Genomic DNA, 24164 nt, shown 5'->3' on the forward strand with positions numbered 1-24164 from the left:
CTAAGCCGCCCTTGCCATAACTGCTATACAGCTGATCTAGTTTTTCGGACGATACTTGGTTGGTACTGTGCTGCCGGCGGCTGATACGGACCACGACAGGTTACCGCCACGATTGCTCGGTTCATACATTATGATATCGCTCGCTGCGGTGCCCAGCCCCCTGTCGGCGGTCATGCTGACCACGATCACGCCGCTCGCCCGCATGGAGACTCTGGCTACGTACTTGCTCGCATAACTGGCGGCTGTCGCCAGGCCCATGCTCGAATGCGTAACGGGCATTGAGACCAACAGTACACCTTCGCTGAAGGTCACGTCGACCGCGGTCTTGGCGGCAGACGAGAGCGAAGCGGCCTCCGATACACGCGACCGGATCGTATAATCCTGATACGCCGGCACCGCGATGGCTGCCAGAATACCGATGATCGCGACCACGATCATCAGTTCGATGAGAGTAAAACCCTGTTGCAACTTTTTCATAAAAAAACCTCCAATTGGATGATGTTGCGAGGGTGCCCCGGAAATAACCGGCCCTGTTTATCCTTAAACGGGGCCCGTCTGCGAGCATGGGGCCCCGGCTCCTTGCCAGGCCGATGCTTTCCGTGACATCCTCAATGTACTTACTTAGCAGAGCCTTTTCCGAAGTCAATTCAGTCAGAACCCGGCCAATTACTACTAAGCTTCAGACCCACATATTGTGCATGATCCATGCCAGCGGGTAATTCCATGACGCCCGCCTAGCGGATCATGACCCATTGAAATAGAACGGTTTTTTAAAGCTACCACCTTCAATACCCGATTTCCAGCCCTGATTATTCAAGACTAATTGCCGTTTTTGAGCAAAACTGCCCAATCCTGTCTGCTCATATTTAAATTTTATTCAATTCCGAGTTTTTCCAGCTTGTAGCGCAAAGCACGGAAGCTGATCCCCAGCAGCTTGGCGGCGGCGGTTTTGTTCTGCTGGGTTTGGGCCAGCGCCTTTTCAATCGTGGCCCGTTCTACTCGTTCCAGGTAATCATCCAGCGATTCCTTGCTGCCCATGACGGTCTCCGCCTCACTTTCATCTGCGTCAATCTGGAGCTGCAAATCCTGGGCGTTGATTTCCGTGCCGTTGCACAGGGTCAATGCCCGTTCGAGGATGTTTTCGAGTTCGCGCACGTTGCCGGCAAAGGCATAGCGTTGCAGAGCTTCCGTGGCATCCTGAGTCAGGCCGGGGGATTTCATTCCCATGCTGTCAGCTAACTTACGGCTCAACGCCTCCGCGAGCAGAGAAATATCTTCCACGCGATCGCGCAGCGGCGGAAGCATGAGCTCGATAACATTCAGCCGATAGTACAGGTCCTGGCGGAATTTTCCCTGAGCCACGAGGTCGTGCAGATTCTTGTGGGTGGCCGAGAGAACCCGCACATCCACCTTGATTTCGATCTGGGCGCCGACCGGGCGGACGGATTTTTCCTGTATTACACGCAAGAGTTTTACCTGCATGGACAGCGGCAGGTCGCCGACTTCGTCGAGGAACAACGTGCCGCCGTCGGCGGCCTTGAACAGGCCATCCTTGTCGGCTACTGCTCCGGTGAAGCTGCCTTTCTTGTGGCCGAAGAATTCACTTTCCATCAAGCTCTCGGGTATTGCGCCACAGTTGACCGGAACAAAGGGCTTGTCGGCGCGCGGACCCAGTTCGTGAATCAGTCGTGCCGCGAGTTCCTTGCCGGTCCCGGATTCGCCGGCGATATAAACCGGTGCCTGCCCGCGGGCAAGCCGCTCGATCATGGCCCGCACCTTCTGGATGGCCACGGATTCGCCCAGCATTTTCCTGACACCGGTCCCGCTATCCGGTGGCTCAATGTCTTCACCGGTGGTTGTTCTTACCGCCTGTGACTGCCCCACGCGCAGGGCAGAACGGACGATGTTACGTAAATCGTTAAGATCGAGGGGTTTCGATACGAAATCGAAAGCGCCGGCCTTGAGTGCTGCCACGGCGGTTTCCATGTTACCGAAGGCGGTGATGACCGCCACTGGCAGGTAAGGATGCTTTTCCTGGATGTGACGCACGAGTTCGATGCCATTGCCGTCCGGCAGGCGCATGTCGGTCAGGCACAGATCGAATTTGTAGTCCTCCAGTAAATGGCGCGCTTCGTCGATATTCGAAGCCGAGCGTGTTTCGAGGTTCATGCGCCCCAACGTCAGCTCGAGCACCTCACGAATGTCCGGTTCGTCATCGACGATCAGGATCTGGTTTTTCGGTTTATTCATAGCGCCCCCAGCTCGGCGCAATCTTCGGCGCGCACAAATGAAACCCGGAAGCGGCTGCCCACGCCGCCTTCCCCGGGGTGGTAATTGAGTGCGGCGCCATTGCCTTCGCACAACTCGCGCGCGATATACAGGCCAAGTCCCGTTCCTTTCGGCGTGGTCGTGAAGAAGGGGTCAAAGATGTTGTCCGCGATATCGGGATTGACGCCGGCACCCCAATCAATGACGTCCAGGGTGGGGCGATCCTCGCCGTCGCGGCTGCCCTGGAATTTGATCAAAGGCGTTCCGGTAAAGGGCGGGCTGTGACGCAAGGCGTTTTGGCACAGATTGGAGACGATCTGATAAAGCTGATCCGGGTCCACGCATAATGACAAGCCTTGAATACCGTGCGTAACGAAAGCGTCGCGCGGCACGGATACGGTTTCGCCGTATTGGCGCAGGAATTCCTGGAGCCAGGGGCCGAGACCGAGCTTGACCGGGTTAATGCGGTCACGCCGGCTGAGTTGTGTGACATTCTGCACGATGACGTTCATGCGCTTGCTTTGTTCATCGATGATCTTGACGAGTCTTTTTTCCTCGTCATTTTCGGTATTCATGGTCTCGCCGAGAAGTTGCGCCGCATTGGAGAGCGCGCCTAGGGGGTTGCGGATTTCGTGTGCGATGCTCGCGGTCAGGCGCGCCAGAGCCGCCATTTTCAACTGCTGGGCCTGCTGTTTCAGGATCGACATGTCTTCGAGAAAAATAAGCTTGACCGCGTTTTTGTCGTCGCCCAGCGACACAAAACGGGGCAGCAAGGAGTAGTTCACGCGTGAGGTGAATACTTTTCGCCCCCGATTGACGGCGCTATTGCCCAGCCACTGGAACAGCTGGATAGCGAGATCCGGTGATATCTCATTAAGCGGAGATTTTTTCTCGGCCTCGTTGTGAATGCCAAGATATTTCTGCGCGGACTGATTGATCAAACGTATGTTTCCCTGCGGATCGCAGACGACGACGCCGGATTGCATGCGCTGGATGACCAGTTCGTTGAGCTGTGTGAGGTTGGCGACGTCCACGCCGCGGCTCTGGGCCAGTTCTTCCGTGGCACGCAGACGGGTGGCAAGCAAGTAACCGAAGAAGGCCGTGGCATAGAGGCCAACTCCAAACAATCCTACCTGCGGAAATCCTTGCAGCATCTCGGTATCGGTTGGGTCGCCACCGGTCAGCATGCCCCACGAGTGTTCCAGCAGCACGGCGATGGTGGCCAGTGAGGCATAAAATATCGTTAAACGTTTACCGAGCATCAAACTGGTGCCGGCGATGGCGACCACCAACATTAACCCCAGGCCGCTGGTCAACCCGCCGCTGGCGTGCATGATGATTGTGAGCAAGGTTACATCGGCAAAGGAAAGCAGCGCTGCCTGGCTGTCATAATCGGGTTTCTGGTAATGAATGGAAAAAGCCGCCGTCAAACTGATGATGGCGAAAACCACGCTCGTGCTGAGAAACAAGCCGGGGTGGGCATCACCGAAAGGCGGGTATTTTCCGATCGTAATGGCCATGCCTGATGCAGCCAGCGCAATCGCCAGTCGGTAAAAATTAAAGTATTTAAGGAGCTTCCAGTTCTGGGCGTCTACCGCGGCCCGGCCTTCTGCCTGGCTCTGCCCCGCGCGGGGAAGGGCGCTTTCCATGGCTGTCATACCTTATTGAAATAGCACAGATATGGAGGAGTGGCAAAATTTCGTCAGGAACGAAATTTGACGCGCTTTAGCGCGCCCCGAAGGGGTGAGCTACAGGGATGTAGCGAATCAAAAATTGTTACCACTCATATATTGAGCAAAAAGCAGATTGTTTTACCTACTCATGACCTTTCTTCGCTGCTTTTCGGTGTTCCTCGCTACAGTAGATCATGTTGTCATCGCGGATAGCCTCGGAATCAGGCACATGCACCCCGCAATGCGTGCAAACGACCATGTGGGCTACGGAGGGTTTATCAGCGGGTGGTTTTTGGCGAGAAGCCAGGGCGCGCTTAACGATTGTCAGGACTAGCCATAGTCCGATCAGAATAATGATAATGCGCAACAGCTGTCCCATCGGGAATATCGTATCTATTGATACCGAAGACGAAGCGCTATAGGTACTACGCTCGGGAAACGCAGGGGGCTGAAATCGTAACTGGAATATTGGTCGGGGTGAGAGGATTTGAACCTCCGGCCCCTTGCTCCCGAAGCAAGTGCGCTACCAGGCTGCGCTACACCCCGATGATACTGACGATACCTAATAAGTGCGGTGGACGGAAAATTGAGCCAGATCGAGAAGCGCTTGTTTGTAGGGCGAATCCGGTATGGCGGTCAAGGCTGCCGTGGCCCGGGCAGCCTCGTCTTCAGCCCGGCGCGCAGTGTACGTGATGGAACCTGTTGATTCAATGGCGTCCATGACCTCCTCCATCTGGGCTAGCCCCCCTTCCTCGATGGCCGCGCGAATCAACTCACGCTGGCGATTATCCCCCTGCCGCAGGGTATAGATAAGTGGCAAGGTGGGTTTGCCTTCGGCGAGGTCATCGCCGATGTTTTTCCCCAGGTCGTGGTTGTCCCGTCCATAGTCGAGTGCGTCGTCCACCAGCTGAAACGCCGTACCGAGATGCATGCCGTACGCCGCCATGTCGTGCTCGATCTGTGGATTCTGCTCGCTGACGACGGCCGAAAGCTGTGCCGCTGCCTGGAACAGCTTGGCGGTTTTATTGCGGATAACCTCGATATAACGCTCCTCGGTGGTTTCAGGATCATGGCAATTGAGCAGTTGCATGACTTCGCCCTTGGCAATGGTGTTGGTGGTGTGGGCCAGGATTTCCATCACGCGCATGCTGCCGACTTCGACCATCATTTCGAAGGCGCGCGAGTACAGGAAATCGCCGACCAGCACGCTGGCCTCGTTGCCCCAGATGGTGTTGGCCGTGGTATGGCCACGGCGCAATTCCGAGGCATCCACCACATCATCGTGCAGAAGGGTAGCGGTATGAATGAATTCGATGATGGCGGCCAGGCGAATATGGGCGTTGCCCGTGTACCCGAAGGCCCGGCTGCCCAACAGAACCAGAACAGGCCGCAGGCGCTTGCCGCCGCTTTGGACGATATAGGAGCCCATCTGGTTGATCAGGGCGACGTCGGACTGGAGCCGGGCTTCAATCTCGCGGTCGACGGCCCGAAGATCGTCCCGCACCAGCGCCTTAATGGCTTCGTAATCCATGTAAATGAAGGGTCGGTGAGGTCCGGGCCGGCATGCTAGGGGGTGGGTTTCCACCCGTCAAGCCGTTTGACCTGATGCGGCCCAATCGTTAGAATTGCCGGCCTTTTAGCGGTCTTTCTCCGCATTTATCAGCCCCAAGGGGCCAGCAGGAGTCGAATTCATGTACGCGGTCATTCAAAACGGCGGCAAGCAATACCGGGTCGCGCCCGGCGATATCATCCGGGTGGAAAAGCTGGAAGTCGAAGCAGGCCAGACCGTGGATCTTAATCCGGTTCTCATGGTGAGCGACGATCAGGGCGACGCGCGTGTTGGCAATCCGGTGTTGGCGGGCGCCAGCGTGACGGCCACGGTGAAGAGTCACGGACGGGCGGACAAGATCAAGGTGTTCAAGATGCGTCGGCGCAAGCACTATCGCAAGACCCAGGGACACCGCCAGTACTACACTGAGCTGGAAATAACCGGTATCAAGTAAGAGCGAGATTCTTCCATGGCACACAAAAAAGCAGGCGGCAGCTCACGCAACGGCAGAGATTCCCATTCGCAGCGCTTGGGTATTAAACGTTACGCGGGTGAATTGGTTCTGGCGGGCAATATTCTTGTGCGCCAGCGTGGCACCGAATTTTATCCTGGCCCCCATGTCGGTATTGGCAAGGACGACACACTGTTCGCCAAGATCACTGGCCGGGTAAAGTATGACGTCAAAGGGCCGCGGAATCGCAGAACGATAAGCATCATACCGGGCTGACCAGTTTACGCACGCATTGATAGACCCCGCCCTGGCAACACGGCGGGGTTTTTTATTTTTGGAGTATCGTAGACATGAAATTTGTTGATGAAGCTACCATTCGTGTCGAAGCCGGTACCGGCGGCAACGGCGCGCTCTCGTTTCGGCGTGAGAAGTTCATTCCGCGCGGTGGGCCGGACGGTGGCGATGGCGGCGATGGCGGGAGTGTTTATCTGGTCGGACAGGAAGGCCTCAATACGCTCGCCGATTTCCGGCATACCCGCGTGTTTCGCGCCGAGAAGGGGGGCAAGGGCGGCGGGGCCAATTGCACCGGAAAATCCGGTAAGGATCTTTATATACAGGTTCCTCTCGGAACGCGCGTGATGGATACGGAGGCCGAAGAGCTGATCGGCGAGATTACCTGCAACGGCGAGTCACTGCTCGTGGCCCACGGCGGCAAAGGCGGTCTCGGCAACACGCGATTCAAATCGAGCACGAATCGCGCCCCGCGACGCACCACGCCCGGCAAGCCTGGCGAACATCGCGAGCTGGCGTTTGAGTTACAGGTGTTGGCCGATGTCGGTCTGCTCGGAATGCCCAATGCCGGCAAGTCCACCTTGCTGCGGGCGGTGTCAGATGCGCGCCCCAAAGTGGCGGACTATCCTTTTACGACCCTGCATCCGCATCTGGGTGTGGTGCGCGTCGGCGAACTTCGCAGTTTCGTAATGGCCGATATCCCCGGACTGATCGAAGGCGCGGCCGAGGGCGTGGGGTTGGGGCATCAGTTTCTCCGGCATTTGTCGCGTACGCGCATTCTGTTGCATCTGGTGGACATGGTGCCGCTGGAGCCGGGTGCCGATCCGGCGGTGGGGATCAAGACCATCGAGGCAGAGCTCAAGAAATTCAGTCCACAACTCGCCAAGCGAGAGCGCTGGCTGGTGCTGAATAAAATGGATCTCCTTCCAGCGAATGAGCGCGAGCAGGCTGCTAACCGGCTCATTAAGAAGCTGAAATGGAAACGCCCGGTCTATAGAATCTCCGCCATCAGTGGTGAAGGCTGTCGTGAGCTGAGCATGGGTCTGATGCGGCAGCTGGAGCAGACCAACAAGAAAACAGACAAGCAGAACGAGAAATGAATATGGACATTAATCTGCGCGACTCGCTCAAAAGCAAGCGCCGAATCGTCGTGAAAATCGGCAGTGCGCTGCTGACGCGTGACGGTCAGGGTCTGAACAGCGACGGTATTCATGACTGGGCGGCGCAGATCTCGCAGCTGCGAGGTCGCGGCATCGAAGTGGTGCTGGTCAGTTCCGGGGCCGTGGCCGCCGGCATGCAGCGTCTGGGCCGCCGTACGCGTCCGCACGCGCTGCATGAACTGCAGGCCATCGCGGCGGTGGGGCAGATGAATCTGGTTCAGGTTTATGAATCCGCCTTTCAGCGTCATGGCCTGCATACAGCCCAGGTATTGCTGACCCACGATGACCTGACCAACCGCAAGCGCTATCTCAACAGTCGCACCACCCTGCGAACCCTGGTCGGCCTGGGTGTCATTCCCGTCATCAATGAAAATGACACCGTGGCCACGGAGGAAATCCGATTTGGTGACAACGACACCCTGGCGGCGCTGGTGGCCAATCTGATCGAAGCGGATTTATTGCTGATCCTCACCGATCAGCGCGGTTTGTATGACCGGGACCCACGTCAGGACCCGGATGCCAAGCTGTTGGCCGAGGGCAAGGCCGGCGATGCGCAATTACTTTCCATGGCAGGCGGTTCGGGCGTGCTCGGACGTGGCGGCATGCGCTCCAAATTGCTGGCAGCAGAAAAAGCGGCGCGCTCGGGCGCTTCAACGGTGATTGCCTCCGGGCGGGATGCGAATGTCATTACGCGTGTTCTGGCTGGAGAGGCTATCGGAACGCATCTGCTCGCGGCACAGGGCCGCGTGGCTGCACGTAAACAGTGGCTCGCGGGCCAGGCAAGCGCCGCGGGTAAACTCAGGCTCGATGCCGGTGCCGTCAAGGTTATCCGCGATGGCGGCAAAAGTTTATTGCCTGTGGGCGTTAAGGCTGTAGAGGGAAGTTTCACGCGCGGCGAAATTGTTTCCTGTTTTGACCCCGAAGGCCATGAGGTGGCGCGCGGACTGGTGAATTACAGTTCGGAAGAGGCCGAGCGTATCATCGGTCAGGCGAGCGACAAGATTGAATCCATCCTTGGGTATATTGATGAACCGGAGCTGATCCACCGGGATAACATGGTCGTGCTGTAACGGAATACGCAATAAAAAAAGGCCGGCATTGCCGGCCTTTTTTATGAATCGATGTCTGAAAAATTACGCCAGCGTGCGCACTTTCTGATTGAGACCGCTCTTGTAGCGTGCGGCGGCGTTTTTGTGAACCAGACCTTTGCCGACCAGACGGTCGATGACGGAAGTCGCTTCACGGAAGGCCTGTTGTGCCGCGGATTTGTCCTTGGCGACAACGGCGGTACGGACCTTCTTGATCTGTGTGCGCAGCTCGGTACGTTGACCGGCGTTACGCGCGCGATGCACTTCGGCCTGACGTGCGCGCTTCTTTGCCTGTGCTGTATTGGCCAAAACAATTCTCCTGAAATAGCCCAAAAAGGGCGGCAACTATGCTGATTTTGGGCGTGTTTGTCAATCCCGCCGATGGTCTGTGTGCCGGTTATTCACGGGGTGTAAACGGTTTGGGAGGTCTGTGACATCCTGTATTATCGCCACCCACATGGAGTCACGTCATTAACGCGCATTCGTGAGCCGCAAGCTCCTCAAATCCACGGCCGTCACCGGCGGTATGACTCTGCTGTCGAGGATTACCGGCCTTATTCGCGATATATTTTTTGCCAGCCTCATCGGCGCCGGCACCGGTGTGGCGGCCGATGCCTTCTACGTCGCTTTCCGCATTCCCAATTTCCTGCGCCGCATTTTCGGCGAGGGCGCATTTTCCCAAAGTTTTGTTCCGGTGTTCGCCGAATACAAGACCAAATACACGGCCGACGAGGCCAAGGTCTTCGTCGATCACATGGCGGGCATCCTGGGCACCATACTTTTTGTCGTCACGCTCGTTGGCGTGATCGCCGCCCCCATTCTAGTGATGACCCTCGCGCCCGGATTCCTCGACGAGCCGCATAAATACAATCTGACGGTTCAGATGCTGCGCATTACCTTCCCGTATATTTTCTTTGTCTCCCTGGTAGCGATGGCAGCGGGCATACTTAATACCTATGGTCGTTTCGCGGCGGCTGCTTTTACGCCGGTGTTGCTCAATCTATCGCTTATCGGCGCTGCCGTGTGGCTCGCCCCGCGCATGGCCGAGCCGGTCCTGGCGTTGGCCTGGGGCGTATTCATTGCCGGCATAGTGCAGTTGCTGTTTCAGATACCGTTTCTGCGGAGAATCCGGTTGCTGCCGCGCCCGCGTTTGCGGTTGCGTGAGCGGCACCGCGGCGTGTCACGCGTGTTCAGGCTGATGTTGCCGGCAATCTTTGGTGTCTCGGTGGCGCAAATCAACATGCTGGTAAATACGCTGCTGGCCTCGTTCCTGATCACCGGCAGTGTTTCGTGGCTGTATTATTCCGACCGGTTGATGGAATTTCCCTTGGGCGTGTTTGGTATCGCGCTGGCCACGGTGATCCTCCCCAGCCTGGCGCGCCGCCACGCCAGCAATTCGCGCGAGGAATTCTCTCATTTGCTTGATTGGGGCCTGCGCTGGGTATTCCTGATAGCGATTCCCGCGTCGGTCGCCCTTGTCATTCTGTCCGGTCCGTTGCTGGCGACATTCTTTTATTTCGGAAAGTTCAGCGTCAACGATGTCCACATGAGCGCCAACGCGCTTATGGCATTCTCTTTCGGTCTGCTGGGTTTTATTTTGATCAAGGTGCTGGCGCCGGGATTCTATGCGCGCCAGGATACGAAAACTCCCATGCGCATCGGTGTGCTTTCTCTGGTGGTCAACATTATCCTGAGCCTGGTGCTGGTAATTCCGTTGAAACACGTTGGATTGGCGTTGGCTATTTCACTGGCGGCGTTTGTCAATGCCGGTGCGCTTTTCTTCACACTGCGCCGACAAGACGTGTATCGCCCTTCTCCCGGATGGATTGTTTTTCTCACGCGTGTCAGCCTTGCCAGTATTGTAATGGGCGCTGTCCTCGCCTGGGGGGCAGGCGATCTTGATTCCTGGTTGCGGGCCCCGGCATGGGAGCGGGCCACGCGTTTGTCAACATGGGTAGTCACAGGCGCCGTAGTGTATTTATTGACCGTAACCGCTTTCGGAGTACGATTGGCACAGTTACTGCTTAAGAAGGGGACGGGGGCAAAAGTCGATGACTAGCGCAGCTCAGATATATCAGATTTCGGCCTGTAACAATCCGCGTGTGTTCACATTGTCGGAGGCTGAAGAGCTGTTTCCGTTGATGTGGAAAATCACCGAAGAAGCCTACCGCGAGTTGGAGCCCGTACGCCGCGCACTCGAGGCCATGGTGCCGAGCAATCCCCTGGTGCGCAATGTCGAAAAACAATATGAAGCAGTCGTCCGGCGCTGGATGGGAAAAATGGAGCGGCTCGGACTGGTGGTCAAGGGGTTGTGGCTGGCGGATTTCGACACCGGCGATGGCTATATCTGCTGGAAATTTCCGGAACTGCGCATTAGCCACTACCACAGCTACCACGAAGGTTTCGGTGGGCGTCGCCCGTTGCAGGACATCATCGAAGAACTCGACCCGGACTGGGCGCATCTGTAGATTTCCCGCTGTTCCTCGCTTGTTCTCGCGTGCGCGAGACGGTAACCTTCCCTGTTATTCCCAGAGTGAAATCTGAGCGGTCCCATGGAGTTCATACGCGGGTGGCATAACCTCAAGCCGCAGCATCGCGGGTGTGTGGCCACGATCGGAAATTTTGACGGTGCGCATCTTGGTCACCAGGCAGTGATCGGTCAGCTGGCGGAAAAGGGTCAGGAGCTCGGATTGCCCACCCAGGTGATCCTGTTTGAGCCGCAGCCGCAGGAATTCTTTCAACCGCAGGCGGCCATCCCGCGTCTGACGCGACTGCGCGAAAAACTTCAGGCGTTGCGTCGCTATTCGGTCGATCGTGTGCTGTGCCTGCGCTTCGACGCTGAATTTGCCGCCCTGGAACCCGAGCAATTCATTCAACGTCTGCTGGTGGACGGGCTCAAGGTGCGTTATCTCGTCGTCGGCGATGATTTTCGTTTTGGCCGACAACGACGGGGAGATTTCACCATGCTGGTGGCCGCCGGCCGTAAGCATGGTTTCCAGGTTGTGAACATGCATACCGTGACGATTGACGATGAACGCGTTTCAAGCACGCGTATTCGCGCGGCTCTGGCGACCGGGGATCTGGTACTGGCGGAAAAGCTGCTGGGGCGGCCGTATCGCATGTGCGGACGCGTGGCGCATGGAGACAAGCTCGGCCGCACTCTTGGGTTTCCGACCGCCAACATCCATCTGCATCGCAAAGTGACGCCCATCAAGGGGATTTTCGCCGTGGAGGTATTCGGACTCAATACCGAACCGCTGGCCGGGGCGGCCAATATCGGCACGCGCCCCACGGTCGGCGGTACGCGCACCCTGCTGGAAGTCCATCTGCTGGATTTCAGCGATGATATTTATGGTGCCTACGTGCAGGTGAATTTCCTGCGCAAGTTTCGCGATGAAAAACGCTTCAATTCACTGGACGAGCTGCGCCACTGGATTGAAAAAGACGTTGTGGATGTGCGCGCGTTTTTTCAGGACTACCATCCGGGGCGCGTCAAGATTGCCGATCATGAAAAGAGCGCATAAGATATTTGCAAAGGGCTTGTGGTGAACGACTATAAAAATACGCTGAATCTTCCGCAGACGGATTTTCCCATGAAGGCCAACCTGGCGGCGCGCGAGCCGGAGGTCTTGAAACATTGGCAGGAGATCAATCTATACCAACAACTGCGCGAACACGGTCGCGGCCGCCCGAAATATATCCTGCATGACGGTCCGCCCTACGCCAACGGCGATATTCATATAGGTCATGCGGTCAACAAGATTCTCAAGGACATCATCGTCAAATCCCGGACGCTGAGCGGATTCGATGCCCCTTATGTACCGGGTTGGGATTGTCACGGGCTGCCCATTGAGCACGCCGTCGAGAAAAAAATCGGCAAGGCGGGCGCGCAGGTCGAGCCATCCAAATTTCGCCAGGCCTGCCGTGAATATGCGCGTGTGCAGGTGGACAAGCAGCGTGAGGATTTTATTCGACTGGGTGTGATAGGCGATTGGGAGCGGCCTTATCTCACGATGGATTTCTCCATCGAGGCTGACATCATCCGTGCGCTTGGGCAGATAATTGCCAATGGCCACGTGGTGCGTGGGCACAAGCCGGTGCATTGGTGCAGTGACTGCGGATCGGCGCTGGCCGAGGCCGAGGTGGAATACGTGGACAAGACATCGCCTGCCATCGATGTGCGTTTTGCCGTCGTGGATCCGGCAGCGTTTCTCGCGCGTTGCGAACATGTTGCAGGCCATGCGGGCGAGGGGCCGATCCACGTCGTGATCTGGACTACCACACCCTGGACGCTACCGGCCAACCAGGCGGTCGCACTGCACCCGGACCTGGAGTATGTATTGTTGCAGTGTTCCAGCCCCAAAGGGCACGAGCGTTTGCTGGTTACTGAGCCTCTGGTCAAAGACGTAATGGCGCGTTACGGTATTGATCAATACCGCGTCGTGGCCAATTGCCGTGGCAAGGATCTGGAGGGCATGAAGCTCAGGCATCCGTTCTACGCGCGCGAGGTGCCAATCATTCTCGGTGAGCACGTGACGACAGAGGCCGGCACCGGTGCGGTGCACACGGCGCCGGGTCATGGTCTGGAAGATTACGTGGTTGGCGAACGTTACAAACTCGCGGTGGACAATCCCGTTGGCGGGGACGGCAAGTTCCTGCCCGGCACCGAGCTCTTTGCCGGCGAGCATGTATTCAAGGCCAACGAACATGTCATCGAAGTACTCAAGACGCATGGCGCGCTGCTGCATGCCGAGGCGCTGAATCACAGTTATCCGCATTGCTGGCGCCACAAGACACCGATCATTTTCCGCGCCACGTCCCAGTGGTTTATCAGCATGGAACGTTTGCGTGAACCGGCGCTGCGCGCCATCGCGGGCGTCAAATGGATTCCGGATTGGGGTCAGGCGCGCATTCAGGGCATGATTGAAAATCGTCCGGATTGGTGTATCTCCCGTCAGCGTGCCTGGGGAGTGCCAATCCCGCTGTTTCTGCACCGGCAAACGGGCGAGCGGCATCCGGATACAGGCAGACTGATCGAGCAAGTGGCGCAGCGTGTGCAACAGCGTGGCATTGACGCCTGGTTTGAATTGAAACCGGCAGAACTGCTTGGTGCGGAGGCTGATCAATACGACAAGGCCAGCGACACCCTCGATGTCTGGTTCGACTCGGGTGTGACGCACAGTAGCGTACTGAATCGCCGGACCGAACTCCCGTTTCCCGCTGACTTGTATCTTGAAGGTTCGGATCAGCACCGCGGCTGGTTTCAATCGTCGTTGCTGACTTCGGTGGCCATGCATGGGGAGGCGCCTTACAAGGGTGTTCTGACTCATGGTTTCACCGTGGATGCCAAGGGCAAGAAGATGTCCAAATCGCAGGGCAATGTGATCGTGCCGCAGAAGGTCATCAAGGTCATGGGCGCGGACATCTTGCGTTTGTGGGTGGCGGCCACCGAGTACCGCGCGGAGATGAGTGTTTCCGATGAAATCCTCACACGCATGGCCGATTCCTACCGGCGCATTCGTAATACCACGCGCTATTTTCTGGCCAATCTTTCCGACTTCGATACTTCGATGCTGCTGACGGTAAAAGACATGCTCGCGCTCGATCAATGGGCGCTCGCTCGCGCGCATGATTTGCAGAAAGAATTGCTGGAAGCTTACGAGCAGTTCCAGTTCCACGTGATTTATCAGAAATTGCATCAGTTCTGCGTCGTGGACATGGGCGGTTTTTATCTCGACATACTCAAGGACCGGATGTACACCATGCCGGCCAACAGCCGTGGGCGTCGCTCGGCTCAAACCGCGATGTTCCATATTCTGGAAGCGCTGGCGCGCTGGCTCGCGCCGGTATTGTCCTTTACCGCCGAGGAAATCTGGCGTTACATGCCGGGGAAACGAAGTGAGTCTGTATTCCTGGGAAACTGGTATTCATTGCCGGCACTGCCCGATGGCGCCGTCGATCGCGGCTTCTGGGACGAGGTGATCAGCGTGCGCCAGGCCGTAGCCAAGGAGCTGGAAAAATTGCGCGTCGCCGGCGATATCGGTTCCGGCCTCGGGGCGGAAGTCGATATATATTGCGATGACCCGTGGCAAGAGCGCTTGCGTCGGCTCGGAGATGAACTGCGATTCGTGTTCATCACTTCGTATGTACGAGTGCATGCCCTGTCGGAAAAGCCCGCCGCGGCAGTGGATACGGAAATCAAGGGATTGGCTTTGCGAGTTGCCGCTTCAACCTTCCCTAAATGCATACGCTGCTGGCATTACCGCGAGGACATCGGCAGCAACAAGGAACACCCGCAGATTTGCAGTCGCTGCGTGCAGAATGTCACCGGCCCGGGCGAAACACGGAGCTACGCCTGATGTGGCGCCTTCTGTGGGTTGCGGGGTTCGTTTTCGTTTTCGATCAGCTCACAAAATACATCGTGGCTGATTATCTGTTGCGGCATGGAGATGTTCTCCTTACGCCTTTTCTGAGTTTGGTGCTGGTCCATAACACTGGCGCGGCGTTCGGTTTTTTGAGCAGCGCAGGAGGTTGGCAGAATATTTTTTTCATTATCGTCGCTGGGGCCGCAAGCGCTTTTATTTTGTGGATGATCCGGCGCCTGGACAGCAAGGAAAGGCTTCTCGCTATAGCGCTGATGCTGGTGTTGGGCGGGGCGCTGGGCAACCTCGCCGATCGCTTGTTACATGGATATGTAATTGATTTTATTGATGTCTATTACGCAACCTGGCACTGGCCGGCGTTCAACGTGGCCGATTCTGCCATCACCATGGGTGCAGCCCTGCTAATTCTTGATGCGCTGGGAATCCGGAAGACGCGGAACTCCTGATGCTGTTCGCAATGCAGCGTATTATTTATTCATGCAAGTTTATCTAGCCAATCCCCGCGGTTTCTGTGCCGGCGTCGACCGCGCCATTGAAATCGTTGAGCGTGCGCTGGAAATATTCGGCGCGCCGATCTACGTGCGCCATGAGGTGGTGCACAACCGTTTCGTGGTGGAAAACTTGCGTGCCAAGGGCGCCGTTTTTGTCGAAGAGCTGGATCAAGTGCCTGCAGGGGCGACGGTCATATTCAGCGCCCACGGCGTTTCGCGCGCGGTGCGCGAGGAAGCCACTCAGCGTGGCCTGCGTATCTTTGACGCCACCTGCCCGCTGGTGACCAAGGTTCACACGGAAGTGGCGCGCCACCGGAGCAACGGCACGGAATGCGTCCTGATCGGCCATGCCGGCCATCCCGAGGTGGAGGGGACGATGGGGCAGGCGGACAGCGGGATGCATCTTGTTGAAGCGGTCGAAGATGTAGCAAAGTTGCATGTGAAAGATGAAGCCAACCTGTCGTACGCAACCCAGACAACATTGTCCATGGATGATACGGCGAGGATTGTCGATGCCTTGCGTGTGCGTTATCCCAATATCAAAGGCCCGAAAAAAGACGATATCTGTTATGCCACGCAAAATCGCCAGGATGCTGTGAAGGCATTGGCGGCAGCTGTCGACGTAATGCTGGTTGTTGGCTCGCTCAACAGTTCCAATTCCAACCGCCTGCGTGAAGTGGCGGAGGGCCAGAACGTGCGTGGGTACATGATTGATGGGCCGGATGACATCCGGCGCGAATGGTTGACCGGAGTGCAGAAAATCGGGCTGACCGCCGGCGCCTCGGCGCCGGAGGAGCTGGTACAGCGAGTGGTCACGCGACTACGCGAATGGGGCGCGGAGGTCGTGGAGGAACAGCCAGGAAAAACGGAAAGTATTTCTTTCCCCATTCCCAAAGAATTACGGAAAAACTTTATCCCTTGATCTGGTATTCATATTTCGTCAGCACGGCCAGCCTAATTATTTATCCGACCACTTTTTGGAATAACTCCCGTGGGTCGTGGGATTCGGTGTATTGGTATTATCCTTATCCCAGGACTTTTGGCCCAAGTGATTGATTCTTAGCCGGCCATTACCGGCCTGACGCCGTGTTACACCCGCTCCATCAGGATTGGCTTGTAGGTGAAAACAACTGGTGATGGGACAGGTGCCAGTGCTGGCGGTCGGGGCCACCAGGGTCATCTCATAGTGCAGGTCCGGAGAAAGCACCGGGGTGGCAGCCGCAAGGCCGAGTATGCCCGTGGCGCAATCCCGGGTGCCCACCAGTGTCCCAGCGTAAGTGGTGCAGTCTGAAAAAAACTTTTCCTGCTGGGCGGCGACCCGAGTCAGGGCAATCTGCGCATCCGAACGCCGGGCCTGGGTGGTGAAATTTCTGTAACTCGGATAGGCGATGGTGGCGAGAATCCCGATGATCACCACCACAATCATGAGTTCGATGAGTGTAAAGCCGTGTAACCGTATATCCCTCATCCCGATTTTCTCCTCAAGGTTTCAAATACCAGCCTCCTCCGGTTATCCGGAGGAGGCGCTTTGATTCATGGCGTTTGACTATAGCTCAGGCTAATCATCATGCCAGAAGGTCGGAATGCGCGACACATCATCGGGAAACGGAAAGCAAAACGGGGGAGTGCATCCGCCACCGCCATCTCCGCCGCCAATGCTGGCGCCACCGCTGGTGCCGACGATCGCGGTGGTACCGCCCTCGCGGCTAACAACCACGATTTCAGATGGTATCCCGCCGCCGATGTCGACGTAGCGATCTATGCCGGTGGTTCCGTTCAAGTCGATAATCCCCGCGCCCGAAAGATAATTGAGGCCATAGAGGCGGGCAGATCCCTCAGCCGGCGGCGGACATGTGCCCGTGACGACAGGCCCGCCGCTGGGCGGTATATAGGTCGTGACATAAAGCACGCTGGAGAATACCGTCGGGTGCGAAAGCCCCTTTTCGCCGATCCAGTCGCTGCCTGATTCCGCGAGGTCTACGTACCAGCCATCCGCCGCCTTGATGTCCGTCAGCGCCGCTGAATATCCTGTACCGCTCGGGTCTTGCAACGCATTGGAGGTGCTGTTGTAAAGATCGCTTTCGGATAGTGTCGACGTTGTCCCGGGACTGCCGTACGGGTAGTTATAATCGCGGAAGGCATAAATGCGGTTATGCACCTCATCGATGCTCAGGGCTTTGGTGATCTTGTCGAGCGGATCCTCGCGGTCGCCGCTGGCGATGGCGATGATATCGTAATCGCTGGCCGAGGAGTATGTCGAGTCGCGCGTCTGCACGATCGCGGGTGCGTAGAAGAACTTGCGCCGTTCGAATTTATCCGTGGCACTGCAATTATTACTGCGCACACCGCCGGTGCAGCCGATGTCGGCAAACACAAAACCGCTCGTTCCGCCGTTTCTCAAAGCTGCTGTGCTGGCTGACGGATCGATCTGGTTGCTAAGGTCAATGCGGAACACCTGGCCGCGCATGTCGCCGACATAAAGGCGATCCACCGCGCCGTCGCCGTTGCTATCCAGCATGCCGACATCCGAGGGAATGGAATATTTCATCTCGGGCATGACCAGCGGTGCGCCGGAACCCGTGCCGCCAACCCGCCACACGAGCGAGCCATTAAGCGGGTCCACGATGTAGATGCCGTTACCCATGGAATCCGCGCCAGCGGGCATCACGCCGTCCTGGGCGGGGTCATAGCCGCCGCCGAAGATGAGCACGGTCTTCTTCTTGCTGTCCAGCGTGCTGCCGTCGCTGTCATCGCAGGTGGTGTCGCCGCTCGCACACTTGACGCGGATGGTGGCGACAGCTGGGTATGACCAGGTCTGGCCGAGCTCCGCATAGTCGCCAGCGCCACCACCCTTGATGCGCCAGAGAAATTTCGGCTTGATCTCGCCGGTGGCCGCAGGGGTGGTCACCGGACCGCTGTCGGGCGTGACGTCGAGGGCATAAACGTCGCGTCCTCCGCGGCGCATGCCTATATACAGATAGACTTTGTCGTTATTGCCGCCGCCGGGCTCGATGCTGCCGTCTTTGTCGTTGTCCACAACCCATACCGATGACGCACCGTCCAGGCCGATGATATGCTCGCCACTGTTGTTGTCCATGAGACTCTTCATTTTCGGCAGAAACTCGGGGAGATAAACTATCCACTCTTCCTGTCCACCGGTAGTGGCATCATTCGAGGTATTGATCATGCGCAGGCCGCCGTCGTTGGTGCCGACGAAGAGCTTGCTCACGGGACTGGCGGCCGTGCCACCGTAGGTGACCGTGGCCGGACGGCTGTGCAAAGCGTCCGTGAATTTCCAGCGATTGTCCGTGGTCGAGCCGTTGCTGTCGTCGTCCTGCACGTCCTGGCCGCGCATCCAGCGGATGGTGTCGTAGTATTCCTGATCGGTCATCGAGGCGTTGCCGAGCAGGGTCTTGGACAGGGCGGCGTTATCAGGCGTGCCAACCACGGCTTGGCTGACGACATGTCTCGCCAGCGTCAGGTCTTCTGCACTGGCGGGGAAGTCGTCGTTATCGGTTGTGCTTGCCGTACCGGTGTAGGTGTATACCTTGCGTGTGCCAGCGGTGTAGGCGGGAACTTTCGCTCCCGCACCACCCAGATCCACGGTGGGTCCATCCGGTGAAGAGCTCCAAAAGCTTTGGGCCGTGCCCTTGATTTTGCTTGTGTTGGTATCGATGGCCGGGTCGTCGTTGGCATCCACTACTTCGCCGAAGAGGCAGGATTCGCCCTTGTCGCACAAACGGTATTTTTTCACGTTGCCCGGCCAGCCGACCGCCAGTTGCGGGCTGAACACGCTGAAATACACATCGTCCTGGTCATAGAGCCGGTTGAAGGCGTTGACCGTGAGCGAGGGCGAGACGAATCCCGTCGGGTCGCTCAGCACCTGGTTCAGTATCTCCCGGAAGGCGTCAGTCAGTTCGTCGGCGTTATTGACCGTCTGATACGAGCCTTTGCCGGTCGAGGCGAGGTCGCTGAGGAACGTGTTGCTGATGTTGAAGCCGACGGTATGCGTGTAGATCGGCTGGGTGCCGACGTACGCGGAGAATTGATCGCTATTGGCAAGATAGGTTGTCAGCGTAACGCCGCAGTCCTCGAAGCCTGACCCGGAGCAGCTGGCGGCTCCGGTCATGGTCCTGACCTTGACCTTGGAGTTGTTGGCCGTGGCCGCGCCGTCGGTGAGCAGTACCATATGATTCGACTGGCAGCCCGCCGTGACCGGCGATTTATAAGTCACATTGCCGGTAATCTGTTCCGTGATGCAGGCATCGGCCTCGAGGTCCGCGTTGCTACAGCCCGTTGGCTGACTCAGGTTGTTGGGGCTGTAGGATAGCGAATGGCTCACGCGCAGCAGGTAGGTGTTGGTGCCGGAGGTGCCGTTTTCACGCGCTTTGCCGTAGTCGGCTGCATCGCCGCGGAAATAAAGTGCGCCTTCGTACAAGGCGTCCACGATCGGAGTACTGCCACCGGCGCTCATGGCCACGATGGCGGCTTTTATTTCATCGCGCGCCTTGCGCGCCGCGCAGGAGGCCTGATAGGTGATGCGCAGGAACGGCGCTCTGCCAGGCGAGGTTTCGAAGGCCTCGACGTTACGCGGGCCAGATGCCGCGCCGGCCTTGATGAAAAAAGCCATGGCATTACCGCTCGCCCAGCCCGTACGATTCACTATTTCCGACACAATACCCGTGAGGCTGGGTGTGGTGAGCGGTTGTCCGGCCGCCGGATTGGGGAGACTGTTCCACGGCACGGATACGGAACTGGATGTTCTCGGGCGCAGCGTGGTGTTCGATATATTGAAGGCGGTCCCCGTAAAGGTAGTGGCGCTATCCGACGCCTGTCCGTCGATGATTAACGAGGCCGCTGCCGAGTTGGTAGTGCGAATGCGGAAATCCATTTCCGCCGAAACAATCGTGGCCCCCTGTGGAACCTGTATATTCTGGAAGCGGACACCGACATACTGTTCGTTGCTGGTGCCCTGCTTTGTGAGCTGAATCGGATTTGAGTTGGTTTGGGCGGTCGTCATGCCGCCAATGCCGGCGCCGTTCGCGCGCTCTTCGGCATCGTCGGTCCCGAGATTCACGCGTGCAACGGCGGTTTTGTTGCATGTGACAGAGCCGCCGACCCCGGAAGAGTCGTATTTGACGACGAGTTTGGGAAAGAAGCTCTCGTAATTGGCACCGGGATCGACATAACGGTCATACGCATACGCAATGCGGGTGCCCGAGGCGGTGGTGAATTGAAATGCCATGGCGTTGCCACTCTGCCAGCCGCTGCGGTCGACAATAGTTTTCACGACCGCCGATATATCGGGACTGTAATAGCGCGCACCGTTGGTCCAAGCCGGCGTGGCCCAGGCTACCGCGGCGGTCTGGACGCGGCTGGTGATATCGTTGGCGACGGCGGTATAGGCCGGCGCATTATCAGAGGCGTCTGCGGAAATGGTCATGCTTGTCGCGTTTGAATTGCTGCTCGAGGCGATCAGCGTCACATAGGCGCTGGTGATGGTTGCGCCCTTGGGGATGTAAACGTTGCTAAAGCGGATGCCGACGGTACGACCGGATTGAAAGGTATGGGTTGTCTCGGTCGTGGTCACGGTGCCGGACGATGATTCATAGGCGTCATCGGCGCTGTTCTGCATGGCGGCGATCAGATTGCCGTCATCCGGCACGTCGGCATCGAGGTCGCTTAGGGGGTAGATCACGGCCGCGCCTTGGCCGCGCGAGAAGCGCATGACGCCCAGGTTGATATTGGTGCTCTCGTCAATGATGGTCTTCATCGCCTGCTTCATATGGTCGATGCGGCTCATGCCGTTGCTCACGTACTCGTTCATGCTGCCCGAGGTGTCCAGGATCAGCAGCACGTTGGGCTTGAGACCGCTGGCGGAGGGGTCGGTGAAATAGATATCGGTATCGCGCGCCGGAGCATTGGTCGAGACCAGCGCGAAAAGGACACCGGCGATGATGAATGCAAATGCAGTGCGACGCTGGTTGGGGGTTGTCGTGTTCATGGTGTTGCCCTCAATTGAGTTTGCTCGTGAACTATTTAATCTGCACGACGCCGCGCGTGACCGTCGTGTTGAGACCGATGTTAACGCTGTCTACTTGCGCATTTACCTTGCTTTGCTGAGAAAAGTGATAAGCCTTTTGATCGGTTGAGAAACCGAAACCACGCGGCGGGCTTCCTTCCTGCAGGTAGGTCGTGGTGACTTGCGGCTTGCGATTGTTGATCGCTGAATAGATTGTCGTAATGGGCGTTGTGCTGACGGCGTACTGAGCGCCATCAAGTAGTGCCTTTTGCAGGCCGGACTCCGCCACTTCAAATCCCCGTGTGCCTTCCTGGATGTTGCCGGACATTTTTTCTTCAAGCGTGGCCGTGCCCATCGCCGAGATGCCCAGGATTGTCAGGATCATCAGGATGACCAGGCTCATGATGAGTGCGGTACCACGCTCACGCCGATTTCCCCATGAAAGTGCTGCCGGCCCTGCCATTTTTCGAGGCGGGGAATGGCGGCGGGCCGCATGCAGGGCGCGTGCGTTCATAGCATGTTTCTCAACTGGACGGTGGCTTGAAATATACGGCGCCGGTAACGGTCGCCCGGTGCGGCGACTTCATTTGTGCCGTCTCCGTCCACGTCATAAGAGTTGGTGTCCAAATCAGGATTCTTGTCGTCAATGGTTCTTGCCAGGATTCCGACGCGTATGCTGTATACCCTGGCCCAATTGACAACAGTATTGGCTTTTCGGTAGATGTTGGGCACGCCATCCGGCGGGGTGTCAGTGTCTTCGCCGTAGAGGAATTGCAGACTTTCGATTCCTTCCACTAATTCATCGGCAAGGCCGCCATTTTCCTGGCGACGCAACACCGGGACTGTCTTTCCGTTGACCGTTTTTGTTTGAATGAAATACTGACGTGTAACCATTTGGTAAACACGTGCCGGCGGCTCGTAAGCCTTTTTAAGGCCTCCTGCAGTGTGCTGAAGCGCATTGCCGGCTATGCCGGTTACTCTCATGACGTCGGCGCCCTCGCAGTCTGATACGACGACATCATCATTGGTGGCGAAGGGAGCGGCGTCGTTCACATTCAAGGTGCTCGCTTCGTTGAGCATGCCAGGGGCGACGGTCGACGAGACTGATTCGTTTGCCAAGCGGACAACGATAGCGTCAGTGCCTGATTTCATGCTCGCGGGAAGTGCAGTTCCGGAACGTGACCATGTCCCGGTAGCATTTTCAACACCTTCGAAAGGGAAGAAGGCGTCGTTGTTAAAGGTGGTACCGCCATTCAGCGATGTATTCGTCGTGCTCGCGTCAACATTGTGCAGGCAGCCATAATAGCCCGCGAGACGGATGTCCTTGATCAGGAACTGCATGGCAAAACGCGCATTTTCCTGCAGACGGGCCAGGCTGTCCTGAGTGGTATAGGTCTGTTTGCTGCTGACAAAAAGAGTCGAAACGGCTGTCAGGATAATCAGCCCGATGGTGATCGCCACCATCAACTCGACCAGACTCAGTCCGAGCATGCGATGCCGGAAAGCGTTTAACGGTTTCATAATTGAACAACCCAGATTTGTCGCATCGTTAAATCTTTTTCGACCCAGTTGATGGTTATGGTGACAACGTTTGCTGCATCCCTTGATATCAATGCATAGTTATTGGTGGGGAGTGTGGAGCCCGGAAGCATGATCTCCATCCTTCTATACCATTCACCGAGATCGTATTTGGCGAGGTCGGTGGTGTTGCAACCTGTACTGCAGGCTGTGGTGTCGGCTTTAGCGGCCGCTGCGGCAGCGGAAGTCGTGGCGTTGTAGCTACCGGCCTTTACCCCGATGGAGTTGGCGCGCATGCGGTCAAGGATGTCATAGGCCAGGAAGGTGGCCTGAGTACGGTAATAGGAGCCAGTGTTAAATTGCAGTGATGTTGTTTGCAGTGCCGCTAGCCCAAGCAGACCGATGGAGAGCACCAGCAGTGCGACCATGACTTCGATCAAAGAGAAGCCCTGGTGTCGTGGACGAGATCTGTTGTTGTGAATCGGTTTCATGGACAGGTCCCTTCCGTCAACGCAGGTCGTCCGGTGATAATGACTTGCACGAGCCGTGATTTGCCCAGCTTGCTGTCGCATAACGTAAAATCTCCTGCGGCGGTCGTCAGAAAACCGCTTTTGTTGAAAACCAATGCGTCAGTGGGCGCCGTCAGGGTGTTATTTCCAGAGAATTTCTCGTGAATTTTGATGGCGACAGAAGCGGCCGTGTCAGGATCGACGTAGTAAACCAGCCAACCGTTTGCCCAGTTACCGGCTACGGTGCAGGTTGAGCCGCCAACGGCTGTCACGCAGATACCAGCTGAGGTATTGCGTTTGATAGCCTCGCTTCTGGCAATGTTTATATCTCCCAGAAGATCGTTAACCTGGGCGGTAAGTCGGTTGGACGCGACAAAATTCTGCATACCGGGAGCTGCCAAAGCCATCAATACCCCTGCAATAGTTAAGACAATTATCAATTCAACCAGCGTGAAACCTCTATTGCAGATAAAAGGTAATTTCTGGCCGACTAATGGTGATACTACTGGATTCTTTATACCGATGAACGGCATTAATCGGCAGACAGAAGGAGTTTCATTCTGGGAGGCTTTTCCTAACTTGAGATAACGATTATGCATGGTGCAGTGCGGATAATGCTTAAAAATACGCGTTTTCCAATATTGAAATAGTCTCAATTACCTAAGTCTAATCGCGTATATGTAATCCGCAATTGCCGCTAATTGTCAGACGAACTTGATTTGGTGACTTCCAGAATAGCAGTTGGTAAGTGAGCGCTGGTG

At 57.0% G+C, this 24164-nt stretch carries 22 protein-coding genes and 1 tRNA gene; 10 read left to right on the top strand and 13 right to left on the bottom strand.

The window, feature by feature from the left end; translation table 11 throughout:
• Window positions 1–36: 36 nt before the first annotated feature.
• The 6 genes from NUV55_RS06265 to ispB all read right to left on the bottom strand — a co-directional run bounded on the left by NUV55_RS06265 (window position 37) and on the right by ispB (window position 5472).
• Entirely contained in the window at window positions 37–477 is a 441-nt protein-coding gene (locus tag NUV55_RS06265; RefSeq protein WP_296671326.1) for a pilin, read from the bottom strand.
• Window positions 478–873: 396 nt separating this feature from the next.
• The gene (locus NUV55_RS06270) at window positions 874–2250 is read right to left on the bottom strand and encodes a sigma-54 dependent transcriptional regulator (protein ID WP_296671328.1); all 1377 of its coding nucleotides are present in this window, start codon (window positions 2248–2250) and stop codon (window positions 874–876) included.
• Complete coding sequence (locus NUV55_RS06275) at window positions 2247–3917, bottom strand: PAS domain-containing sensor histidine kinase (protein ID WP_296671329.1); 1671 nt, start codon at window positions 3915–3917, stop codon at window positions 2247–2249. The genes NUV55_RS06270 and NUV55_RS06275 overlap by 4 nt, the downstream gene beginning before the upstream one ends.
• A 166-nt stretch (window positions 3918–4083) precedes the next feature.
• Window positions 4084–4320: a PP0621 family protein gene (locus NUV55_RS13805; RefSeq protein ID WP_367280365.1), complete on the bottom strand. Its 237-nt coding sequence runs from the start codon at window positions 4318–4320 to the stop codon at window positions 4084–4086.
• 90 nt (window positions 4321–4410) lie between these two features.
• A tRNA-Pro gene (locus NUV55_RS06280) sits at window positions 4411–4487 on the bottom strand.
• 16 nt (window positions 4488–4503) lie between these two features.
• Window positions 4504–5472, bottom strand: a complete 969-nt coding sequence (gene ispB, locus NUV55_RS06285; RefSeq protein WP_296671331.1) for an octaprenyl diphosphate synthase — start codon at window positions 5470–5472, stop codon at window positions 4504–4506.
• A 160-nt stretch (window positions 5473–5632) separates the two neighbouring features.
• Between ispB and rplU the strand changes: the two genes are divergently transcribed.
• From rplU to proB, 4 genes are all read left to right on the top strand, one after another.
• On the top strand, window positions 5633–5944 hold the full coding sequence (gene rplU, locus NUV55_RS06290; RefSeq protein ID WP_296671332.1) for a 50S ribosomal protein L21: 312 nt from the start codon (window positions 5633–5635) through the stop codon (window positions 5942–5944).
• Window positions 5945–5959: 15 nt separating this feature from the next.
• A complete protein-coding gene (rpmA, locus tag NUV55_RS06295) occupies window positions 5960–6217 on the top strand; it encodes a 50S ribosomal protein L27 (protein ID WP_296671334.1) in 258 nt (85 codons plus the stop codon).
• A 74-nt stretch (window positions 6218–6291) separates the two neighbouring features.
• On the top strand, window positions 6292–7332 hold the full coding sequence (gene cgtA / locus NUV55_RS06300; protein WP_296671335.1) for an Obg family GTPase CgtA: 1041 nt from the start codon (window positions 6292–6294) through the stop codon (window positions 7330–7332).
• Window positions 7329–8462, top strand: a complete 1134-nt coding sequence (proB, locus tag NUV55_RS06305; protein WP_296671337.1) for a glutamate 5-kinase — start codon at window positions 7329–7331, stop codon at window positions 8460–8462. The genes cgtA and proB overlap by 4 nt, the downstream gene beginning before the upstream one ends.
• Before the next feature lie 63 nt (window positions 8463–8525).
• Here proB and rpsT read toward each other — a convergent pair whose 3' ends face one another.
• The gene (gene rpsT / locus NUV55_RS06310; protein WP_296671338.1) at window positions 8526–8789 is read right to left on the bottom strand and encodes a 30S ribosomal protein S20; all 264 of its coding nucleotides are present in this window, start codon (window positions 8787–8789) and stop codon (window positions 8526–8528) included.
• A 175-nt stretch (window positions 8790–8964) separates the two neighbouring features.
• Between rpsT and murJ the strand changes: the two genes are divergently transcribed.
• From murJ to ispH, 6 genes are all read left to right on the top strand, one after another.
• A complete protein-coding gene (gene murJ / locus NUV55_RS06315; protein ID WP_296671340.1) occupies window positions 8965–10539 on the top strand; it encodes a murein biosynthesis integral membrane protein MurJ in 1575 nt (524 codons plus the stop codon).
• Entirely contained in the window at window positions 10532–10948 is a 417-nt protein-coding gene (locus tag NUV55_RS06320; protein WP_296671341.1) for a DUF2203 domain-containing protein, read from the top strand. The genes murJ and NUV55_RS06320 overlap by 8 nt, the downstream gene beginning before the upstream one ends.
• A gap of 84 nt (window positions 10949–11032) precedes the next feature.
• A complete protein-coding gene (gene ribF, locus NUV55_RS06325) occupies window positions 11033–12004 on the top strand; it encodes a bifunctional riboflavin kinase/FAD synthetase (protein ID WP_296671343.1) in 972 nt (323 codons plus the stop codon).
• 21 nt (window positions 12005–12025) lie between these two features.
• Window positions 12026–14839: an isoleucine--tRNA ligase gene (gene ileS / locus NUV55_RS06330; RefSeq protein WP_296671344.1), complete on the top strand. Its 2814-nt coding sequence runs from the start codon at window positions 12026–12028 to the stop codon at window positions 14837–14839.
• Complete coding sequence (gene lspA, locus NUV55_RS06335; RefSeq protein ID WP_296671346.1) at window positions 14839–15309, top strand: signal peptidase II; 471 nt, start codon at window positions 14839–14841, stop codon at window positions 15307–15309. The genes ileS and lspA overlap by 1 nt, the downstream gene beginning before the upstream one ends.
• Before the next feature lie 31 nt (window positions 15310–15340).
• Window positions 15341–16276 (top strand): 4-hydroxy-3-methylbut-2-enyl diphosphate reductase, encoded by a 936-nt coding sequence (gene ispH, locus NUV55_RS06340; RefSeq protein ID WP_296671348.1) that lies wholly within the window; start codon window positions 15341–15343, stop codon window positions 16274–16276.
• 36 nt (window positions 16277–16312) lie between these two features.
• Here the strand turns inward: ispH and NUV55_RS06345 are convergent, their stop codons facing one another.
• The 6 genes from NUV55_RS06345 to NUV55_RS06370 all read right to left on the bottom strand — a co-directional run bounded on the left by NUV55_RS06345 (window position 16313) and on the right by NUV55_RS06370 (window position 24002).
• Window positions 16313–16822 carry a type IV pilin protein gene (locus NUV55_RS06345; RefSeq protein ID WP_296671349.1) on the bottom strand — a complete coding sequence of 170 codons (510 nt, stop codon included), beginning with the start codon at window positions 16820–16822 and terminating at the stop codon, window positions 16313–16315.
• Between the two features lie 90 nt (window positions 16823–16912).
• Window positions 16913–21358, bottom strand: coding sequence for a VWA domain-containing protein (locus NUV55_RS06350; RefSeq protein WP_296671351.1), 4446 nt, complete (start codon window positions 21356–21358; stop codon window positions 16913–16915).
• Window positions 21359–21389: 31 nt separating this feature from the next.
• Window positions 21390–21890, bottom strand: coding sequence for a PilX N-terminal domain-containing pilus assembly protein (locus NUV55_RS06355; RefSeq protein WP_296671352.1), 501 nt, complete (start codon window positions 21888–21890; stop codon window positions 21390–21392).
• The gene (locus NUV55_RS06360) at window positions 21887–22897 is read right to left on the bottom strand and encodes a PilW family protein (protein WP_296671354.1); all 1011 of its coding nucleotides are present in this window, start codon (window positions 22895–22897) and stop codon (window positions 21887–21889) included. Before NUV55_RS06360 ends, NUV55_RS06355 begins: the two co-directional genes overlap by 4 nt.
• The gene (gene pilV, locus NUV55_RS06365) at window positions 22894–23385 is read right to left on the bottom strand and encodes a type IV pilus modification protein PilV (protein WP_296671355.1); all 492 of its coding nucleotides are present in this window, start codon (window positions 23383–23385) and stop codon (window positions 22894–22896) included. Before pilV ends, NUV55_RS06360 begins: the two co-directional genes overlap by 4 nt.
• Entirely contained in the window at window positions 23382–24002 is a 621-nt protein-coding gene (locus NUV55_RS06370; RefSeq protein ID WP_296671357.1) for a GspH/FimT family pseudopilin, read from the bottom strand. Before NUV55_RS06370 ends, pilV begins: the two co-directional genes overlap by 4 nt.
• Between the last annotated feature and the right edge of the window lie 162 nt (window positions 24003–24164).

This window comes from Sulfuricaulis sp., from assembly GCF_024653915.1.
Lineage (GTDB): Bacteria > Pseudomonadota > Gammaproteobacteria > Acidiferrobacterales > Sulfurifustaceae > Sulfuricaulis.

Excerpts from the sequence above, each read along its gene's own strand:
- NUV55_RS06270 (WP_296671328.1), bottom strand. The coding sequence starts at position 2,250 with ATGAATAAACCGAAAAACCAGATCCTGATCGTCGATGACGAACCGGAC.
- proB (WP_296671337.1), top strand. The coding sequence starts at position 7,329 with ATGAATATGGACATTAATCTGCGCGACTCGCTCAAAAGCAAGCGCCGA.
- rplU (WP_296671332.1), top strand. The coding sequence starts at position 5,633 with ATGTACGCGGTCATTCAAAACGGCGGCAAGCAATACCGGGTCGCGCCC.
- NUV55_RS06370 (WP_296671357.1), bottom strand. The coding sequence starts at position 24,002 with ATGCATAATCGTTATCTCAAGTTAGGAAAAGCCTCCCAGAATGAAACT.
- lspA (WP_296671346.1), top strand. The coding sequence starts at position 14,839 with ATGTGGCGCCTTCTGTGGGTTGCGGGGTTCGTTTTCGTTTTCGATCAG.
- NUV55_RS06360 (WP_296671354.1), bottom strand. The coding sequence starts at position 22,897 with ATGAAACCGTTAAACGCTTTCCGGCATCGCATGCTCGGACTGAGTCTG.
- NUV55_RS06345 (WP_296671349.1), bottom strand. The coding sequence starts at position 16,822 with ATGAGGGATATACGGTTACACGGCTTTACACTCATCGAACTCATGATT.
- ribF (WP_296671343.1), top strand. The coding sequence starts at position 11,033 with ATGGAGTTCATACGCGGGTGGCATAACCTCAAGCCGCAGCATCGCGGG.
- NUV55_RS06265 (WP_296671326.1), bottom strand. The coding sequence starts at position 477 with ATGAAAAAGTTGCAACAGGGTTTTACTCTCATCGAACTGATGATCGTG.
- NUV55_RS06355 (WP_296671352.1), bottom strand. The coding sequence starts at position 21,890 with ATGAACGCACGCGCCCTGCATGCGGCCCGCCGCCATTCCCCGCCTCGA.
- pilV (WP_296671355.1), bottom strand. The coding sequence starts at position 23,385 with ATGAAACCGATTCACAACAACAGATCTCGTCCACGACACCAGGGCTTC.
- NUV55_RS06350 (WP_296671351.1), bottom strand. The coding sequence starts at position 21,358 with ATGAACACGACAACCCCCAACCAGCGTCGCACTGCATTTGCATTCATC.
- NUV55_RS06275 (WP_296671329.1), bottom strand. The coding sequence starts at position 3,917 with ATGGAAAGCGCCCTTCCCCGCGCGGGGCAGAGCCAGGCAGAAGGCCGG.
- ispH (WP_296671348.1), top strand. The coding sequence starts at position 15,341 with ATGCAAGTTTATCTAGCCAATCCCCGCGGTTTCTGTGCCGGCGTCGAC.
- NUV55_RS13805 (WP_367280365.1), bottom strand. The coding sequence starts at position 4,320 with ATGGGACAGCTGTTGCGCATTATCATTATTCTGATCGGACTATGGCTA.
- rpmA (WP_296671334.1), top strand. The coding sequence starts at position 5,960 with ATGGCACACAAAAAAGCAGGCGGCAGCTCACGCAACGGCAGAGATTCC.
- ispB (WP_296671331.1), bottom strand. The coding sequence starts at position 5,472 with ATGGATTACGAAGCCATTAAGGCGCTGGTGCGGGACGATCTTCGGGCC.
- cgtA (WP_296671335.1), top strand. The coding sequence starts at position 6,292 with ATGAAATTTGTTGATGAAGCTACCATTCGTGTCGAAGCCGGTACCGGC.
- NUV55_RS06320 (WP_296671341.1), top strand. The coding sequence starts at position 10,532 with ATGACTAGCGCAGCTCAGATATATCAGATTTCGGCCTGTAACAATCCG.